This window comes from Caballeronia sp. HLA56, assembly GCF_054655155.1.
Genome location: NZ_BAAHOB010000005.1, coordinates 329548 through 347934, shown reverse-complemented (window position 1 = coordinate 347934; position 18387 = coordinate 329548). Strand labels below are relative to the sequence as shown.

The window sequence follows — 18387 nt, the reverse complement described above, 5'->3', positions numbered from 1 at the left end:
TGCCAACTGCCAACTACCCTATTCAAACCCTTATGCTATATAGCTTTTGCTGTTGGCAGTGTGTTGGCAGTGTTGGCAGTGTTTCGCATGACGGAATCCCTGATAGCGGGGTGTGGGCAGTCGACTGCCAACAATTGGCATCAAAGCGCTGCCCACTGCCAACAGCGAAACCCTTACCCAGTAAGGGTTTGAGGCCGCTGTTGGCAGTTTGGCAGTGTTGGCAGTGAGTTTTGTGTACCTATAGAGTGGGGGAAAACTCGACTCGATATCGACGACAGCTTATTGAAAGCAATTGCGACGGCTGTCTGAAGATCGCCTGTTCGTATCCATCCGATTGTCCGAGGCCCACGCCCTCGGTAGGCTCGTTGCTTCGTATCTATCTGCGAGGTCACGATGTCGTTAAGGGTTGTTTGTGCTGGTAGCCATCTCATAAGCGCACTGGGTACCGAGGCGGCCGTTAGGCAATGCGCAGGGGTCACAACCGTGGCCACGACCTGCTGCGGTGATACGCTGGCCAAGCTCGCGAGTGAGTGTGATGTGATTGTCGCGGACCTGCAGAGCGTCTCGTCGAGGCAAAACTCCGCTCGCGAACCTTTGTTGACCCGCATACGGGCGGGACATATTGACGTGGGTCTGGTGCTGCATTCGTGTATCAAGAATCCCGCTTACCTCGCCACGCTGTCGGCCCTGAGCGCCGTTCACGCAGTGCTGGACCGGGATGAAGTCGGCGAGCATCTGAAGTCAGCGATCGATGCCGCGTACGCCCGCCAAAAATTTGTATCGTCCACGCTTGCCAAGTACGCGGCGACGCTGCCTAGACGCGGCCAGAGTTTTCAGCCTCTAAGCGCGTGCGAAATCGACGTTCTCAAGGCGACGCTAGCCGGTCAGTCGCTGAAGGAGATCGCGTTCGCGCGCCACCGCTCGAAGCAAACCATCTGCACCCACAAAACGAACGCGATGCTTAAGCTTGGCGTGGCATCGACCGCTGAACTTTTTCGCTTATTCTCAGAAGAGGATGTCTGCATCCTCCATGACAGAGCATTGCAATCGACGGCTTAGTGGGATGTTGAAAGCTTAATCCCGTGCGAGCCGGTGTACGCAGAAAGCTTATGCGGAATCACGACGCGGCAGGACATATCGACGAGCACGACTAATCACTCGCCAGACCCATGTAGATATTCGTTACCGCAGAAGCGCTACGAGCGGATATCGGCGTTTCAGTGTCCGGTAGAAGCGCATGATGGAAAAAAGTTCACTCGCTTACGTAGAGTATCAATTCGTCTAATTTGTCTGATCATTGACTTATACTTGCTCCAGCGCAGTGGTGGAGCGCAGACGAACCGAAGAGACTTCTGCACAGAGAACTCGGCCGAGTGGATGCTATCTTTTAGCGAACTCGGCCATGAGTGCCAAGCTTGTGAGCGTTGTAGGCACACTGCGCCGCAGCGCATTCTGGCTCTTTGGAGTTAGCAGCCAACCTGAGAAGTCCTAAATGCAGAAGAACCAAACTTCGGTCCGAAGCCTTATGAATCTTCATCCTGCCTCTATTGACGTGTGTCGCCTTTAATGAAGAGATGTCTCTATGAATGTGCGCCAGACGGAGAAATCTTTAACGATCTCAAGTACGTTCGACGAGGCAACGCGCGTACGTGCTTATGAGATAAAGTTTTGCTATCCGGGGTTTCGAACTAAAGAACACCTGCGCGCTTATGAAGTTAATGTCGGTACCTTGACGCTCAGCTACTCGCCGCGTCGTAGATTGATAGAGTTCGAGTCGTTTCGTAAATACTTGTTGTCGTTCGAAAATAAAGCAATAACGTTAGAGGAGGCTGCTTTGACTGTCGTCGACGATGTTTTCACTGACGTGGAACCGCTTGCTTGTTCAATCGTCGTGGCATGCAAGCTAAACGATGGGCTGAAGGTTTTCATAACTGCGAAGCGAGGGTGGCAAGACTGTTTAAGTGTGCACCAGTTGATTCACAACGACGGGGGCTTATATCTGTGAGTGTTTTAGATTACCAATCGACGATATCCGACTTTATCGGCTTCGCCGGGGCGCTAATCATTGTCTTTCAGTATTATCGAGGCATTAGCGGCAGGGCGAATGTCGAGGGGCTGGCCTTTCCATTAATAAACCTCTGCGGCTGTGCTCTGGTTTTATACTCGCTCTATCACAACTTCAATCCTCCGTCTTTCGTTATTGAAATTTTTTGGTCAGCGGTAAGTATGTATGGGATAGTCAAAGCGCTGCTTAAATCCAAATCCGCCAGTTGAAACTACAATGAAAAAAATTCTTGTAGGAGTAACGGGAAGCATTGGTTCCAAAGATGCAATGTTACTCTTTGATCAATTGTGTGGACGATTTGCAGTCCGTTTGCTTGCGTCGATGCCGTCACTTGCGTTTTTTGATGTCGAACAGGTAAAGACTATATGTGAAGTTCATACTGACGAATCGGAATGGTACACATGGAAGCGGCGCGAGGATCGCGTGCTCCATATCGAGCTGCGAAAGTGGGCGGATATTTTGCTAGTGGCGCCGACGACCGCTAACACGCTAAGCAAATTTGCAAACGGACTATGCGACAATTTGCTCACAACGGTTTTCAGAGCGTGGCAGTTTAGAGAAAAACCCATACTTGTAGCGCCGTCAATGAATAAATATATGTGGGAGCATCTTTGCACTCAAGAACATCTTGAAAAACTTCGTTCTTGGAACGACAGGATTATAGAACCGCGAGTCAAATTACTTGCTGGAGGTGATTTCGGTCCCGCAGCGCTTGCTGATGTGCCGACGATTGTCGCTGCTGTCCAATCTGAAGCTTTTCCCAGTAGCGCCAGCTGACGCATAGGCCTTCACTTCTGCGACACCACCCGGTTGGACGGTGGATCTCGTACTGGCGTTGCTACGTGGCGAAGCCGGATCCTCGAACGCGCAGAACGAGCCGGCTTGACGCCACACATCAGCACGGGTGATCGACTGAATCAATAGCGTTGTACCGCTCGAGATTGGCGGTGGGGACGACGATCCGCAGTTGACGATCGGGAGCAACAACCGTCGCAGTGAATGAGACGTGCAGCGTTGGCAGCGACAATTGTTTTGGCCGGGAGGGCGCGACGCTTGACTGTCTACCTATTGATCGAAGCACGATGGAAATGCTGGCGCGAAGAGTTGGTATGAGTGTCGCTCGATGGCGCGCGCAATGGAACTCAAACGGGTATTAGTTTCGGACACTCGCGACAGCAGCTCCCCCTGATGCTGGCAGTGCAATGGTTGGCGGCCAGCGCTTCGGTGCAACAAGTCGCTGACGACCTTGGCTATGAAAGCGCGAGCACCAATAACGAAGCAAGAACTGGAGCGTATTAAACCCGTCTAGGTCGCATCATAAGTCCGTCCACTCAAGGAGCACACACTCATGAATGCGCCTCACGTTATCGCTGAACCCCATATCCTCTACCTGGGAACGCCAGTTGTCCTGGTTAGCACCGTCAATGAAAACGGTACGGACAATCTCGCGCCCATATCTTCAGTATTCTGGCTGGGCTGGCGAGGCGTGCTCGGTATTGCGTCCGGATCGCAGACCACACGCAACCTGATCCGTACCGGCGAATGTGTGCTGAATCTTCCGTCGGTCAAAGAAGTGGGCGCTGTTGATCGCATCGCCCGCACCACGGGCGTTTATCCGGTTCCTGAATTCAGGCGCGCACTGGGCTACGTCTACGAACCTGACAAATTTGGGCGCGCTGAATTGACGAGGATGGAATCCGATACGATCGCGGCAGCACGCGCGCTTGAATGTCCGATTCAACTTGAAGCTGTTGTCTCGGCAGTCCATGGTATTGGCGAAGATAGCGACCAGTTGCGCGGCTTCATCAGCTTGATCGAGGTGCGGATCCAGCGTGTTCACGTCCATCCCGACCTGCTCGTAGAAGGTCACGCCAATCGAATCGATCCGGACAAGTGGTCGCCGTTGATCATGAATTTCCAAAAGTTTTATGGTCTCAGCAACCAGGTGCATTCGTCCCGACTTGCGGAAATACCGGAAAAAGCGTACGAGGCACTTTCCAAGGTTTGATGCGATTGGCCTGATGTCGTCGGCATCGCTCTTTAATCGATTCCACGAGCGAGTCGAGCTTTGCATTGGCAAGATTTAAGCGGCAAGCCGATGCTCGTAATACGGCCGGTCGCGATCATCGAGAATGGCGTACAACGCATCCAGATTCGATGCGTCCGGGTTCAGCCACGCGTCGACGTTGTCCGGCTTAATCGGAATGATGCAACGGTCATGTCCCGCAGCCTCGATTTCAGGCGGCGGCTCATCCGTGATCGCGGCGAACGAAAGCAAATCCGATTGGCCTGGTGCGCTCCAGTGCGACCACAAGCACGCAACGAACATCAGTTGACCATTGCTCGGTCGAAATTCGAGGACGAGGTTTTCATCTCGCTCGTGCGTCTCAAGCAATGTGTTCTCGTAGCGTGCACGCTTGACGTTCTCGTAGAAGACGTCGACCAGCATTAAACCATGCGACACACCAAAGCATGGCTTCCAGAAGCCCTCGAGATTGTCGCGTCGTGCGTTGTAGGTGCCCGGGAAGCGAACATCGTAGTTTGCAGGCTTGCCTGCGATGCGGCATTGATAGCGCATTGGCTTTACCACGTACTTGCCATCCTCCACGACGAGCACCGGCGCGTAGTGCCCCGGAAAAATCCGCGCATCGCGATCCTTGGGCGTCGTGCGACGCAGATCGTCGAGCCGACGCAAAGCGGAGTCGATCTTGTCGGTGGCGATGCGCTGGCTTTCGGTTGCGGCTTTCGTTACCTTCGTCTGGAGCATACGTTCGGCATCAGCCAGGCGCTTGCGCTGCTTGAAGAGCTCCTGTTCAAGCGTATTCGCCTGCTCAGCGTTGAACCGATCAACGAACGCCTTGATCTGGCGTTCGTCTTCGTTCTGCGGCTCAAGGAACGGGGCGTCCATCGCCTTCGGGATCTTCGCCTTGCTGCCTTCGGCACGCTCCCAGTACAGACGCGCGAACTCGCGAATGTCCATCTGCGCGCCGAACATCTTGACGTATTTTCGATAGTCCGCCTGGATCTGCGCCGAGTAGCACACTGTCGCCTCCTTGCTCTGTATCGGTCTGCTCACGTGTCCGTTCGGTCGCCCGTGTCGAGCACGGGCTTGATCGCTTACTTCGGTCGCCTAGCTTGCCGTGCCGGTCGCCTCACGGCACAACTTCATCATCTTCTGGACCACGGTGCTTGCGTGGTTCAATCCCATATCGCCGTTGAAGAGCGCTTGCACATCTGCCTGGCGAACGGCGATGCCTGCGCCCTTTAAATCGCGACGCGCGATCTTGAGCGCCAGTTGACCGATCCGAACGCGCTCTAGCCAGTGCATCGATACGAGATTGCGTTTGAGCCAAATACGGCCGCTCTCCACAACATGATCGACGCGCCATTCCCGCGTGAGCGCGTACGACGCCGCTACCGTCGCGACCAGAAAGCACAGCAGATCGGCTCGCGCGCCCATCAGTTCGTCAATATCAGGCATGTTCATCTTGCTCCCTGCGTGTATCCAACCGAGGTTCCGGACCAAACCAACGCCGAATAGCCCCACTTAATGCAGTTGCGGATGCTCTTCAGACTTTCAACGCAGAGAATAATCTCGGCTCGCTGCAGCGCTGGCAACCCGATACATGCACCGGCGCAACCCGAGGAATAGTGTCGGTCACGCACGCGCGCGTCGATCTGCCAGCGGTGGAACTTGTCCACAACTCCGTTTCGGCGTCCGGTCATTCTCCCGAGCCAAAAAGTCGGCTCGCTCGTGTTGCCGCGGGCCACGGCTTCGTCGATAGTCGCATCCTCAAAAGCCTCACGCAACTTTGCAACGAAGTTGACGACTTCAGGCATCGGATGTCTCGGAGCGATCATAGGATCCCATTTGCCAATCGTCAGCAAAAAAGGGAGCAATGAACAAAATCAATTTTGCGCTAAGATCAACACTGTATATTTATACAGTACTGCAATAACCGGATTCTTGGAGAACGTTCCCGATCATGGCTGCCCTGCCGCAACAAATCGAGTCGATTCACCCGGCGCTTTGGCGCGGCTCTTCAATGGCGCGCGCGTACGGCAAGACGATCAACACCGGCTACGCGGTATTGTCGGCCGAGCTGCCCGGTGGCGGCTGGCCAATCGGCTCGCTGATTGAGTTGCTCGTCCAGCAGCCAGGGATCGGTGAGATGCGCTTACTGAAGCCCGCGCTGGTCGCAGCGAGCAAGCGGCCCATTGCGTTGCTCCAGGCCCCGCACGTGCCGAACAGCCTGGCCTTCGCCTATCTGGGCGTGCCGCTGGACAAGCTCATGATGCTGCGCGCGCCAAAGACGGCGGACGCGCTCTGGTGTGCCGAGCGCGTGCTCAACGCGCGAAGTTGCGGCGCGCTGCTCGTCTGGCAGCAGCACATGCGGTCTGAGGCGTTACGTCGATTGCATCTGGCAGCACAAGCGACGGAAACGCTCCTGATTCTGGTTCGACCGCTTGCCGCTGCCCAGGATTCGTCACCCGCGACGTTACGACTGGGGGTGCGGCCCGCCGACGGCGGCATCGCCGTCGACGTCATCAAGCGACGAGGGCCCACCCGAACCGATCCACTCTCCATCCACCTTCAACCGTCACCGATTCTGCTCAGTCCTCATGGCCGTGTTCGTCGCCATCTTCCTGCCCCGGCTTTCGCTGGAGGTGTTCCGTCCGAGGTGGTCGTCTCCAACTAAACACGGGTGTGTGGTGCTCGAACGTGACCGAGTGATCGTCCTCGATCAGGCGGCAAGAGATGCCGGGGTGCTGGTGGGCATGAAGCGCGGTGGGGTGACCACGCTTGCGGCCGACGCGCTGATGTACGACCGCGACCCCGCGCGTGAACTGGACGTACAACGCGAAGTCGCGTTCGCGCTGCTTCGTTTTTCGCCACAAGTCGCGATACGCGAAGAAGAAACGATCATCGTCGACGTGACGGCAAGTCTTCGGCTCTTCGGCGGCATCGTGCACGTCTGCCGGCAGATTCGCGAGACGGTCAAGACAATCGGCGTCACCGCCCGAATGAGCGTGGCGCCCACGGGTCAAGGAGCGTGGTTGCTTGCCAAATGTGGCCATCGGCGCGTGCTCAAGATGCGTTCACTCGAACGCCATCTGGGTGAGCTGCCGTTCATGCTGGTCCCCGAAGTCCGGTCATTTGCCGAGTGGTTCAACGGCCTGGGTTGCCGGGTACTCAACGATATTCGACGCCTGCCGCGCGCGGGGCTTAAAAAGAGGTGCGGTGTGGATTTACTCGATTCGCTTGACCGTGCCTACGGCCTGTCGCCTGAACTATACGCGTGGCTGGCGCTGCCGCCTGCCTTTAGCGCGCGTATCGAACTGCCCGATCGCGTCGAGCATGCCGAGGCCATCCTTTTCTCCGCACGACGCCTGATCGTGCAACTCTGCGGCTGGTTGAGCGCGCAGCAGCTCGCACTCACGCAGGCGACGATCACGCTCGAACACGAGCGAGGCCGCCAGGCGATCGAACCGACAGTAATCGATATCGCGCTCGCTGAGCCAACTTGGTACGAGGAACATCTGGTTCGCCTGCTCAAAGAACGACTCGGCCGCATCGAGCTGGAAGCGGCTGTCATTGCGGTGCGCCTGAGCGCTACGAAGGTTCAGCCCGCCGAGCCGCCCAGCGACTCGCTTTTCCCGGATCCAGGCGGCTCTGCAGAAGATCACAATCGATTGCTCGAACTGCTGGTCGCGCGTCTGGGATCCGAGAACGTCTTGCGACCGGCGCCAACATCTGATCACCGGCCCGAGCACGCGAATCAATGGGTACCGGTGCAGGCATCCACCAAGCCCTGCCCGCCTCCGGCCGATCTTCCGCGTCCTACGTGGCTGCTGGACGCACCTGTGCGGCTCATGATCAAGAACCACCGGCCGTTCTACGGCTCGCCCCTGAAACTTGTCTCGACGGGTGAGCGCATCGAAGCGGGCTGGCACGACGGCCAGTTGGTGACGCGCGACTATTACGTCGCGGAAGCCGCCGACAACAGTTGCTACTGGATCTACCGTGAACGACCGAGCGTGAAGACTGAAGAGGTCCGCTGGTTTTTGCACGGACTGTTCGGGTAATCGGTGTTGCCGTGGATCTGTTCTCCTCAACCCTTCCCGAATACGCGGAGCTTTTCGCATTCACAAATTTTTCGTTTCTGCATGGCGCATCGCATGGCGAGGAGCTCGTGCTGCGCGCGTCGCAACTCGGTTACTCGGGCCTCGCCATCACCGACGAGTGTTCGCTCGCCGGTGTTGTGCGCGCACATGTCCAGGCGAAAGAAGAAAAGCTGCCGCTGGTCATCGGCTCGTACTTCCGGCTCGTGCACGCGGACAAGAGCCCGGCGTTCGGCCTCATCCTGCTTGCGCAAAACCGCAACGGCTATGGCAACCTGTCCGAGTTGATCACGCTCGGTCGCATGCGCGCGGCAAAAGGCACGTACCTGCTCACGCCGCACGACGTCTCGAAGCCCGACAAAGACTACGCGCACCTGCGCGGCGTACCTGATTGCCTGGCGATTCTGGTGCCGGATTTCCCGGCGAAGGAAGAGGCGCTTTCAGCGCAGCTCGAATGGCTCAATGAGACGTTTCCGGCTCGCGCATGGGTCGGATTGATCCTTCATCAACGCGCGATGGACGACATTCATCGCGGCAGCGTGGAATACATCGCCGAGCGGCATCGCGTGCCGGTCGTCGCGCTTGGCAACGTCGTCATGCACGTGCGCTCCCGAAAACCGCTACAGGACACGATGACGGCGATCCGTGTCGGCAAACCTGTCGCTGAATGTGGCTACGATCTCGCGCCAAACGCGGAGCAGCATCTTCGTTCAAGGCTGCGTCTGGCGAATCTCTATCCCGCTCACGCCCTTACTCAGACGCTCAACATTTTGGAGCGCTGTAGCTTCTCGCTGGATGAACTGCGCTACGAATATCCCGATGAACTGGTGCCGGCAGGCTTCACGCACGAAGGCTATCTGCGGCAGGAGACCTACATCGGCGCGCATAAGCGCTTTCCGGCTGGAATTCCGCATGAGGTTCAGCAGCAGATCGAGTATGAGCTGCAACTGATCGGCGAGATGCGCTACGAGGCCTATTTTCTGACGGTCTATGACATTGTCCACTTCGCGCGAAGCCAGCACATTCTCTGTCAGGGACGTGGGTCTGCGGCCAACAGCGCGGTTTGCTATTGCCTCGGCGTGACGGAGGTCGATCCCTCGCGCGGCAACATGTTGTTCGAGCGGTTCATAAGCAAAGAGCGAGGCGAGCCGCCAGACATCGACGTCGACTTCGAGCATCAGCGGCGCGAAGAAGTGATCCAGTATATCTATCGCAAGTACGGCCGCGATCGTGCTGCGATCGCGGCAGCGGTTTCGACCTATCGGCCGCGGGGTGCATTGCGCGAAACAGGCAAGGCGCTGGGCATTGATCCGCAAATTGTCGACAAGGTCGCGAAAAGCCATCAATGGTTCGATCACTCGCAGGATCTGTTGCGTCGATTCGAAGAGTCGGGGCTTGATCCAGAAAACTCGCTGATTCAGATGTGGGCGAAGCTTGCGGCGCAGATTCTCAATTTTCCGCGTCATCTGTCGCAGCATTCGGGCGGTTTCGTCATCAGTCGCGGAAAGCTCACGCGGCTCGTGCCCGTCGAGAACGCGGCGATGGCTGATCGCAGCGCCATTCAATGGGATAAAAACGACCTGGAGGCGCTTGGCTTGCTGAAGATCGACGTGCTCGCACTCGGCATGCTGTCGGCCATCCGTCGCACGCTCGATATCATCTCTGAACAGCGCGGCGAGCGTTTCGAGATGCAGGACATCCCGCCGGAAGATCCCGTGACCTACGAAATGATTTCGCAGGCAGACACAGTTGGCGTCTTTCAGATCGAATCGCGTGCGCAGATGAGTATGTTGCCGCGGATGCAGCCCCGCACCTTCTACGATCTCGTAATCGAAGTCGCCATCGTCCGTCCAGGTCCGATCCAGGGCGGCGCGGTCCACCCTTATCTGAGACGACGTCAAAAGATTGAGCCCGTTTCGTACCCGAGCAAGGAACTGGAAACCGCACTAGGTCGCACGCTGGGTGTGCCTATTTTCCAGGAACAGGTGATGCAAGTTGCTATTCTCGCGGCAGGCTTTACGCCGGGTGAGGCCGATCAGCTTCGCCGTGCGATGGCAGCATGGAAGCGCAAAGGCGGCCTGCAACAATACTACGATCGCATTGTCAACGGCATGCAAGAGCGCGGCTACGAAAAATCCTTTGCTGAAGCCATCTTCGAGCAGATCAAAGGCTTTGGCGAATACGGTTTTCCTGAAAGTCACGCGGCGAGCTTCGCGCTACTGGTTTATGCGAGCAGCTGGCTGAAGTGTCATGAACCGGCAGCGTTTCTGACCGCCATGCTAAACAGCCAGCCGATGGGATTTTATTCGCCGTCTCAGCTCGTGCAGGACGCGAAACGTCACGGTGTCGGTGTGGCGCCGATCGATGTCACGGTCAGCGGTTGGGACTCGATCCTTGAACATGAGCCAGGAGACTCGAAGCCAGTCGTACGTCTCGGACTATCATTGTTGAAGGGTATGCGCGATGGAGCTGCGCAGCGCATCGAAAACGCCCGAGCGGTGAGACGTTTCGGGAGCGTCAGCGACTTGGCGCGCCGAGCGCAACTTGATCGCCACGATTTGCAAGTACTGGCGGCTGCCAACGCCCTTCAATCGCTCGCGGGCAACCGACGGGAAGCGCTCTGGCATTCGGCCGCTGCCGTGCCTGACCGAGATCTCCTTTCAGATAGCAGGATCGACGACGAGACACCCGCGCTCGGCGCGCCCTCCGAGGCACAGGACATCGTGAGCGATTACAACTCAACGGGGTTGACGCTTGGGCGGCATCCGTTGTCTCTGTTGCGTCCCACACTTCTCGAGCAGCGCCTCATGCCGGCCTCGACGCTACGTACATTCCGAAACGGGCGGCTGGCTCGCGGTTGCGGCCTTGTCACCGTACGGCAACGACCAGGGACGGCTAAGGGCGTGATGTTCGTCACGCTTGAAGATGAGACCGGCAACGTGAACGTGATCATCTGGCCCTCGCTACTTGAGAAACAACGAAAAGAAGCTTTAGGCGCCGCCTTGTTGGCTGTGTACGGTACCTGGCAATGCCAAGGGGAAGTCCGACACCTAGTCGCGCAGCGGCTTGTAGATATGTCGCATCTTTTGGGCGGGCTTACCGCCATCAGCCGCAACTTCTGTTGATTTTTCTGCCCTCAAATGTCTCAAGGCGACCCAACCCGGTCAGACAATGCCTCCAAACCAGCCACTCAGCGGAATCGATGTTCAGCCAACCGAAGCGCCAGGAAACGGCCGCTGGTGAACTCACCCAATCGGCCACTTCCAGACATTGGCCGGTACTTTCGGGCCGACATTCGAACGTCCGCATTGCCACTGCTTTCGGCCACCAAGCTTTAGATACTGGCCTGATTGACGCGCTTCATCAGTTCCTCAGCGCTCTCCTTGCGTTCGCTGTACCGGTCTACAAGGTACGGGCCGATGTCACGCGTCAGCAGCGTGAACTTGACCAGCTCTTCCATCACGTCAACAACGCGGTCGAAATACGCTGAAGGCTTCATGCGGCCGGCTTCGTCGAACTCCATGAAGGCCTTGGCCACCGACGACTGGTTGGGGATGGTCAGCATGCGCATCCAGCGTCCGAGCACGCGCATCTGGTTGACGGCGTTGAACGACTGCGAGCCGCCGCTGACCTGCATCACGGCGAGCGTCTTGCCCTGGGTCGGCCGCACCGCCCCGACCGAAAGCGGAATCCAGTCGATCTGCGCCTTCATGATGCCGGTCATCGCGCCGTGCCGCTCCGGCGAGCACCAGACCATGCCTTCCGACCACAGCACCAGCTCGCGTAGCTCGGCAACCTTGGAATGGCTGTCCGGCGCGTCGTCCGGCAGCGGCAGGCCGCTCGGATTGAAGGTGCGCACTTCGGCACCCATCGCCGTGAGCAGGCGTGCAGCTTCTTCACTCAGCAGGCGGCTGAACGAGCGCTCGCGCAGCGAACCATAGAGCAGCAGGATACGCGGCGGATGCGGCGACGCCTTTGCAGGCTGTAGGCGATTGATATCGGGCACACGAAACAGCGCCGGGTCCACCTGCGGGAAGTCAGTCGTGAAATCGGACACGTTTGCCCTCTGTGATCATTTCTGTATTCCCCAGGCGCACTCGTACCAGTCCTTTGAGCGGTTGACGATGCGCACCACGAGCAGCATGACCGGCACCTCGATCAGCACGCCCACGACCGTCGCGAGCGCGGCCCCTGAGTTGAATCCGAACAGGCCGATTGCCGTGGCGACAGCCAGTTCGAAGAAGTTCGACGCGCCAATTAGGGCTGAGGGGCAGGCAATGTTGTGCTTCTCGCCAACTACGCGATTGAGCCCGTAGGCGAGCGCCGAATTGCAAAACACCTGGATCAGGATCGGCACGGCGAGCAGCACGATGACGAGCGGCTGCTTCAGGATGGCCTCGCCCTGGAACGCGAAGAGCAGCACCAGCGTCGCCAGCAACGCGGTGACGGACCATAGACCGATCTTTGCCATCGCGGCATCAAACGCCGCCTGTCCCTTGGCAAGGAGCACCCGGCGCAGGATCTGCGCAAGGATGACCGGAATCACGATGTAGAGCACGACGGACGTGAGCAGCGTCGCCCACGGCGCCGTGATCGCGGAAATGCCGAGCAGCAGGCCGACCAGCGGCGCAAAGGCGACCACCATGATGCTGTCGTTCAGCGCGACCTGGGAAAGCGTGAACAGCGGATCGCCACCGGTCAGCCGGCTCCAGACAAAGACCATCGCCGTACAGGGCGCGGCGGCAAGCAGGATCAGGCCCGCGACGTAACTGTCGAGTTGCTCTGCAGGCAGCATCGGCGCGAACAGGTGCTTGATGAAGAGCCATGCGAGCAATGCCATCGAGAACGGTTTGATCAGCCAGTTCACGACGAGCGTAACGCCGATGCCCTTAACGTGCTGGCGCACCTCATGCAGCGAACCGAAGTCGACCTTGACGAGCATGGGGATGATCATCACCCAGATCAGCAGGCCGACCGGCAGATTGACGTGCGCATATTCCATCCGGCCGATCGCCTGGAAGACCCCAGGCAGGACTTGCCCAAGCAGAATGCCGGCGACGATGCACAGCGCGACCCAGACGGTCAGGTATCGCTCAAAGAAGCTGATGGCCGGTTTTGCGGCCGACTTCCCCGAAGCGGCAACATTGGGGGTGTTCATGGGGTGACTTGATGGAGAGGATTCAGCTCTGAAGGATGTCGTTTAGCGCCTGCTTCAGCTCGGCGTTGTCCAGACTTTCGAGTGGGAGCGTGAGCAGTTGCAGCATGCGGTAGCCGATCGCTTCGCGCGTGAGTTCGAATGCGTGACGCTTGCCTTCATCGCCGCCCGGCGCGTTCGACGGATCGGCGTAGCCCCAGTGGACCTTGACAGGGCTGCCCGGCCAGAACGGACACTGTTCGGCCGCAGCGCTGTCGCAGACTGTGATGACGATGCGCATCTCGGGTGCACCGTCCTGCGCGAATTGATCCCAGCTTTTGCTGCGATAGCCTTCCGTATCAATACCGGCATTCGTCAGCGCTTCGAGCGCGAACGGATTGATGCGTCCGCTCGGGGCGCTGCCCGCGCTGTACGCGCGGACGTCCTTGCCGAGCTTCTTCGCCCAGCGGTTCAGCATGCCTTCGGAAAGCACACTGCGCGCGGAATTGTGCGTGCAGAGAATGAGTACGTTTGTGGTCATGGTGTTGTCCGTGCGCAGCATGATCAGCAGCAGGCCGAACCGGCAGGCTTAACAGGGATGCCAATGGGTTTGCCGCTCGGGGCACAGCAGGACGTTGCCCCTGCCGACGACGATGTTTGCCTGCTCTCTCCATATACCGGAGCGCCGTCCAGCGTATGGAAGTGCTCCCAGGCAATCCCCTGTGGATCCAGAACCCAGTGCTTGTCACTGCGCGCATAGCAGCAGTTGGTTTCGCCCTGATGGAGCAGGACCATGTCCGCAGCCTCCGCCCGCGTTGCGAGTTCGGCAAGCTCGGCCGGGTCGTCGACCTGGAAGCCGAGGTGGTCCACACCAGCTTTCGTGCCGCGCGTTGAAATCGCAAAGTTCACGCGAGGATCGTCCAGCATCCATTTCGCGTAGTCCACCTCGACGCGCGCCGGTTCCGCGTCGAACAGCTTCGAATAGAACGCGACACTGGCTGCGAGGTCGTCAACGTGGATGTGGATATGAAACCGCTTCATGGTGGTTCTCCGTCAGCATTTGCATGAGGCCGCGCCAGGTTCAAGGCAAGGCTGCTCCTGACAGCAGTTTTCGGTCAGGAAACCCAGGACCGCGTTCATCTGGTCATAGGCGGCCCGATAGATCAGGCTGCGGCCGTCGCGCTCCTGCGTGACGAGCCCCGCGCGCATCAGCTCCTTCAGGTGAAAGGAGAGCGTCGCATTGGGAACGTCGAGCTGTTCCGCCATGGCGCCCGGCGTCAAGCCGGTCGGGCCAGCGACAACCAGCATGCGAAACACCCGCAGGCGCAGTTCGTGGGCGAGCGCCGCGAGGGCGCGGATAACGTCTTTGTCTTCCATATTTCCAATATATTCGAAATGTCGCATGGAGGCAAGCCGCTGCGGCAGCTCACCGGAGCAATGACGGCTATCGTTTTGCGAACGAACCTAGCCGAGACGGTGGATCGAAGGGCAGTTCAGGGTCGGGGTGAGCCAATCCGAGCTCCGAACTCATCGCCGTAAAGCGGCCACTGGTATTTGGCTGCCCGGTAACGGCTGGTCGGCAACGCGAACTCTCGACCCGAAGCAGACCTTCAAACCGGCGAGCGTTCAGTGGCGGATGTCCGATGTATAGCAGCCCTTCAACTGGGCTTACTCGCATTGGCGCGCATGCTTAGGAAAGGCACTGCGGGGAAAACCGTTACCTGGTTAGCAGAATAAAGACCGCCAAATGGCCTTGACCTACGCTCACATGATTGCGCTAATCTGCCAAGGTACGAATTCGTTTTGTCCGTAACCGTGCCGCTCGCTGCGAGAACGGGTCCCCGAGGCTACATCTAGCAGCAATTCGAAAAGCACCCGACCCAGTTGCTCGATCGTCGCACGTCCTTCCAACACTTCTCCGCAGTTCAGGTCTATATCATCGGACTGTCGTTGCCAAAGTGCTGTGTTGGTCGCAAGTTTGACGGAAGGCGCGGGGGCGCAGCCGTAAGCTGAACCGCGTCCCGTGGTGAAGCAGATCAGGTTTGCACCGCCTGCTACCTGGCCGGTCGCCGACACTGGGTCGTATCCAGGCGTGTCCATGAACACCAGACCGCGCGCCTTAACGGGCTGAGCGTATTCGTACACCTCGGTGAGGTTTGTCGAACCTGCCTTTGCGATGCCGCCTAATGATTTCTCGAGGACGGTCGTCAAGCCGCCGGCCTTATTGCCCGCCGACGGATTGTTGTTGATCTGGGCCCCTTGCCGCTGCGCGTATGCTTCCCACCACCTGATGCGATCAATCAGCTTCCGACCCACCTCTGGCGTTGTGGCGCGGCGCGTCAGTAGGTGCTCTGCGCCATAGATTTCCGGCGTCTCCGAGAGAATCGCGGTGCCGCCGTGCTGCACCAACAAATCAACGGCTGCGCCTAGCACCGGATTGGCGGTGATGCCGGAATAGCCGTCGGATCCTCCGCATTGCAGACCGATCGTGAGATGGCTTGCGCTGACCGGCTCTCGCCTCACGTTGTTCGCTTCGGGCAACATGCGCCGAACCAGTTCAATACCCTTCGCAATCGTCAATGTCGTGCCACCGCTGTCCTGGATCGTGAACGTTCGCAATCGGTCGTGTTCGCGGAGTCTTTGTGTTTCAAGTAGTCGCGAAATCTGATTTGTTTCACAGCCGAGACCTACGATCAGCACGCTAGCGAAGTTTGGATGGCATGCATAGCCGCCGAGCGTGCGCTGCAAAATCGCGAGACCGTCGCCCTCCGAGTCGATTGCGCAACCCGAACTATGTGTTAGCGCGACGACGCCATCAACGTTCGGAAACGCCGCTAGTGCTTCCGGATGGACGTCGCGCCGAAAATGGTCAGCAATGGCTCGTGCAACGGTGGCCGAGCAATTTACAGAGGTGAGAATTCCGACGTAGTTGCGCGTGGCGACACGGCCGTCTTCCCGGACAATGCCCTGAAATGTTGCCGGCTCATTCGACGGAACAGTCGGACGCGCGGCCTGACCGAACGCGTAGTCGCGCGCAAAATCGCCCATCGCAAGATTATGGGTATGAACGTGCTGCCCAGCGCGAATTGGCTGGCTTGCAAAGCCGATTACCTGACCGTAGCGGTGCACCGCCTCACCCTGACCGATGTCACGTGTCGCCACTTTGTGACCGGGCGGAATCAGTCCCGAAACTGTCACCGCTTCATTCTCGATCACCGTGCCGGACATGAGCTGTTCGAGCGCAATAACAACATCGTCGGCCGGATTCAGCCGTATGACACGAGCCGACATGGATGCGGTGGATGGGACGGACGTGTCGACAATATTCAACGACATGGCAGTATTCCTATGTTCTCAGGGTGAAGGTCAGTCGCGCCTAGCCACGTGGGATTTGCGCGAAAGGCCATGCAGCGGTGCTCAGACGACGCTTAGCCGCTTAACTGCTTAACCAGCGCTCCAGGGCGTTTTGCAGCGCGTGTACTCAAGTTGATAGAGGGTCGTGTCCGGCTCTGTCGCGCCGGCCTGGGGCAATGCCGCGAGTCCCGAAACCAAACGGTCCACCGCTGAACGGACATAGTCTGCCCGGCACCCTTCGACTAACACGATCCATGTCGGTACCTGGGTGCCTTCTGAACGCGCCTTCTTCTCCGCCGTCTCCACCTTGCTGATCTCCTCGTCGGCAAGGCACAGGTGGACGCCCGTGATACCCGGTAGGTCGACAAGGGGCGGTAGGACGCGCTGACGCAAACCCTTCACGACCTCCGCCCGTGCATCCGAAGGCACGTCGAAGCGCACAGTCATGAGATTCGATCCCTGCCCAACACCGTCCGAATAGGCCACGTGACAGATTGAGCGGGCGACGCTCCGGAAAGAGGCGACCACCTGCTTGGTCCACGGCGTCGGCGTATTCAACCGAGAAAGGTAGTCTTGCGCGCCTAGGACTTCGACTGTGTCGGCCTCGTAAAGATTGAAGTACTCGGGACCTGCATCCAGTGCTATGAAGCGCCGACCGCGCCTGAACCCTGGAATCCCGGCACGTTCCGGCATATGCTCGCGATTGTGCCACTCGTAAAATTCGTCCTTCGCTTCCGGCAGCAGGTCATGCCAGATTGCGACAATGCCCGTTCCAGCAAGGCTCATATCTCCTCCTTTGTCAAATCGAATTGTCTTACAGCGCTAATGGATACTCGCCGCGGGCCCATGCCGCGCCGAGTGTGTCCGCATACTGCACAACCTTTTGCGTCTGCGCGCCAAGTCCGCTGCTGCCAAGCGTCATCGTATCGCCTGCTTTGAGAAAGACCGGCGGCTTCTGACCGAGGCCCACGCCGGGAGGCGTGCCCGTAATGATGACGTCGCCCGCCATCAACGGCATGAAGCGGCTGAGATACGCCACGATATGCGCGACATTGAAGATCATCGTGCGTGTGTTGCCGGTCTGACGACGCGTGCCGTTGACGTCGAGCCACAGGTCAAGCACCTGCGGATCGGAAATTTCATCACGCGTAACAAGCCACGGTCCGAGCGGAGCGAACGAGAATCCGCTTTTACCCTTGGTCCACTGGCCTTCGCGTTCGAGCTGATACGCGCGTTCGGAAACGTCATTCGCAAGGCAGTAGCCCGCCACATGGTCTAGCGCGTCTGCTTCGTCGATCTGCCACGCGGGTTTGCCGATCACCACGCCGAGTTCGACCTCCCAATCCAGCTTTTGCGCGTCTGCGGGCAAGATGACCGGATCGTTTGGGCCGCTGACTGAGCCCGTATGCTTGTTGAACACCACCGGTTCGCGTGGTATCGGTGTGTCGGTTTCAGCAGCATGATCCGAGTAGTTCAGACCAATGCACACGAGATTGCGAACGTTGCCGACGCAGGCGCCGAGACGCGTGCCCGCTTCAACGATGGGTAGACGATCTAAATCGAGTTCACTCAGCTTTGTGAGGGCGACCGGCGAGACAGTCGTTCCATCAATGTCGTCCACGATGCCGCTCAAATCGCGGATCGCGCCGCTCGAATCGATGATACCGGGGTTCTCTTGGCCAGGCTGGCCGAAACGAACGAGACGCATGTA

19 protein-coding genes are annotated in these 18387 nt (G+C 58.4%); 8 read left to right on the top strand and 11 right to left on the bottom strand.

Translation table 11 applies throughout. The features are described 5' to 3' along the window. Positions 1 to 483: 483 nt before the first annotated feature. From ACYQ47_RS21030 to ACYQ47_RS21010, 5 genes are all read left to right on the top strand, one after another. Positions 484 to 1059, top strand: coding sequence for a LuxR C-terminal-related transcriptional regulator (locus ACYQ47_RS21030; RefSeq protein ID WP_459906656.1), 576 nt, complete (start codon positions 484 to 486; stop codon positions 1057 to 1059). Positions 1060 to 1582: 523 nt separating this feature from the next. Then, entirely contained in the window at positions 1583 to 2005 is a 423-nt protein-coding gene (locus ACYQ47_RS21025) for a hypothetical protein (RefSeq protein WP_459906655.1), read from the top strand. Further along, the gene (locus ACYQ47_RS21020) at positions 1897 to 2274 is read left to right on the top strand and encodes a CBU_0592 family membrane protein (protein WP_459906654.1); all 378 of its coding nucleotides are present in this window, start codon (positions 1897 to 1899) and stop codon (positions 2272 to 2274) included. Before ACYQ47_RS21025 ends, ACYQ47_RS21020 begins: the two co-directional genes overlap by 109 nt. A 7-nt stretch (positions 2275 to 2281) precedes the next feature. Beyond that, positions 2282 to 2842 (top strand): flavoprotein, encoded by a 561-nt coding sequence (locus ACYQ47_RS21015; protein ID WP_459906653.1) that lies wholly within the window; start codon positions 2282 to 2284, stop codon positions 2840 to 2842. A 571-nt stretch (positions 2843 to 3413) separates the two neighbouring features. Continuing rightward, positions 3414 to 4073, top strand: coding sequence for a flavin reductase family protein (locus ACYQ47_RS21010; protein ID WP_459906652.1), 660 nt, complete (start codon positions 3414 to 3416; stop codon positions 4071 to 4073). A gap of 75 nt (positions 4074 to 4148) precedes the next feature. On the opposite strand, the gene ACYQ47_RS21005 is transcribed toward ACYQ47_RS21010, so the two are convergent. The 3 genes from ACYQ47_RS21005 to ACYQ47_RS20995 form a co-directional block, all read right to left on the bottom strand. Next, complete coding sequence (locus ACYQ47_RS21005) at positions 4149 to 5108, bottom strand: SOS response-associated peptidase family protein (RefSeq protein ID WP_459909251.1); 960 nt, start codon at positions 5106 to 5108, stop codon at positions 4149 to 4151. A gap of 87 nt (positions 5109 to 5195) precedes the next feature. Beyond that, positions 5196 to 5552 carry a hypothetical protein gene (locus tag ACYQ47_RS21000; RefSeq protein WP_459906651.1) on the bottom strand — a complete coding sequence of 119 codons (357 nt, stop codon included), beginning with the start codon at positions 5550 to 5552 and terminating at the stop codon, positions 5196 to 5198. Next, positions 5549 to 5905 carry a hypothetical protein gene (locus tag ACYQ47_RS20995; protein WP_459906650.1) on the bottom strand — a complete coding sequence of 119 codons (357 nt, stop codon included), beginning with the start codon at positions 5903 to 5905 and terminating at the stop codon, positions 5549 to 5551. The genes ACYQ47_RS21000 and ACYQ47_RS20995 overlap by 4 nt, the downstream gene beginning before the upstream one ends. Positions 5906 to 6051: 146 nt before the next feature. Between ACYQ47_RS20995 and imuA the strand changes: the two genes are divergently transcribed. From imuA to ACYQ47_RS20980, 3 genes are read left to right on the top strand one after another with little or no spacing between them, the layout of a single operon-like run. Continuing rightward, positions 6052 to 6765 (top strand): translesion DNA synthesis-associated protein ImuA, encoded by a 714-nt coding sequence (imuA, locus tag ACYQ47_RS20990; protein WP_459906649.1) that lies wholly within the window; start codon positions 6052 to 6054, stop codon positions 6763 to 6765. Further along, a complete protein-coding gene (locus tag ACYQ47_RS20985; protein ID WP_459906648.1) occupies positions 6689 to 8152 on the top strand; it encodes a Y-family DNA polymerase in 1464 nt (487 codons plus the stop codon). Before imuA ends, ACYQ47_RS20985 begins: the two co-directional genes overlap by 77 nt. A gap of 11 nt (positions 8153 to 8163) precedes the next feature. After that, positions 8164 to 11313 carry an error-prone DNA polymerase gene (locus ACYQ47_RS20980; protein WP_459906647.1) on the top strand — a complete coding sequence of 1050 codons (3150 nt, stop codon included), beginning with the start codon at positions 8164 to 8166 and terminating at the stop codon, positions 11311 to 11313. Between the two features lie 209 nt (positions 11314 to 11522). Here ACYQ47_RS20980 and arsH read toward each other — a convergent pair whose 3' ends face one another. The 8 genes from arsH to ACYQ47_RS20940 form a co-directional block, all read right to left on the bottom strand. After that, positions 11523 to 12245: an arsenical resistance protein ArsH gene (gene arsH / locus ACYQ47_RS20975; protein WP_459906646.1), complete on the bottom strand. Its 723-nt coding sequence runs from the start codon at positions 12243 to 12245 to the stop codon at positions 11523 to 11525. 15 nt (positions 12246 to 12260) lie between these two features. Beyond that, positions 12261 to 13346: an ACR3 family arsenite efflux transporter gene (arsB, locus tag ACYQ47_RS20970; protein WP_459906645.1), complete on the bottom strand. Its 1086-nt coding sequence runs from the start codon at positions 13344 to 13346 to the stop codon at positions 12261 to 12263. A 22-nt stretch (positions 13347 to 13368) separates the two neighbouring features. After that, a complete protein-coding gene (locus ACYQ47_RS20965) occupies positions 13369 to 13863 on the bottom strand; it encodes an arsenate reductase ArsC (RefSeq protein ID WP_459906644.1) in 495 nt (164 codons plus the stop codon). A 23-nt stretch (positions 13864 to 13886) separates the two neighbouring features. After that, the gene (locus tag ACYQ47_RS20960; RefSeq protein ID WP_459906643.1) at positions 13887 to 14363 is read right to left on the bottom strand and encodes an ArsI/CadI family heavy metal resistance metalloenzyme; all 477 of its coding nucleotides are present in this window, start codon (positions 14361 to 14363) and stop codon (positions 13887 to 13889) included. A 12-nt stretch (positions 14364 to 14375) separates the two neighbouring features. Then, on the bottom strand, positions 14376 to 14699 hold the full coding sequence (locus tag ACYQ47_RS20955; RefSeq protein WP_459909249.1) for an ArsR/SmtB family transcription factor: 324 nt from the start codon (positions 14697 to 14699) through the stop codon (positions 14376 to 14378). A gap of 387 nt (positions 14700 to 15086) precedes the next feature. Further along, positions 15087 to 16658 (bottom strand): UxaA family hydrolase, encoded by a 1572-nt coding sequence (locus ACYQ47_RS20950; protein WP_459906642.1) that lies wholly within the window; start codon positions 16656 to 16658, stop codon positions 15087 to 15089. 108 nt (positions 16659 to 16766) lie between these two features. Further along, a complete protein-coding gene (locus ACYQ47_RS20945) occupies positions 16767 to 17462 on the bottom strand; it encodes a hypothetical protein (RefSeq protein ID WP_459906641.1) in 696 nt (231 codons plus the stop codon). A 28-nt stretch (positions 17463 to 17490) separates the two neighbouring features. After that, positions 17491 to 18384 carry a fumarylacetoacetate hydrolase family protein gene (locus tag ACYQ47_RS20940; RefSeq protein ID WP_459906640.1) on the bottom strand — a complete coding sequence of 298 codons (894 nt, stop codon included), beginning with the start codon at positions 18382 to 18384 and terminating at the stop codon, positions 17491 to 17493. Positions 18385 to 18387 lie beyond the last annotated feature (3 nt).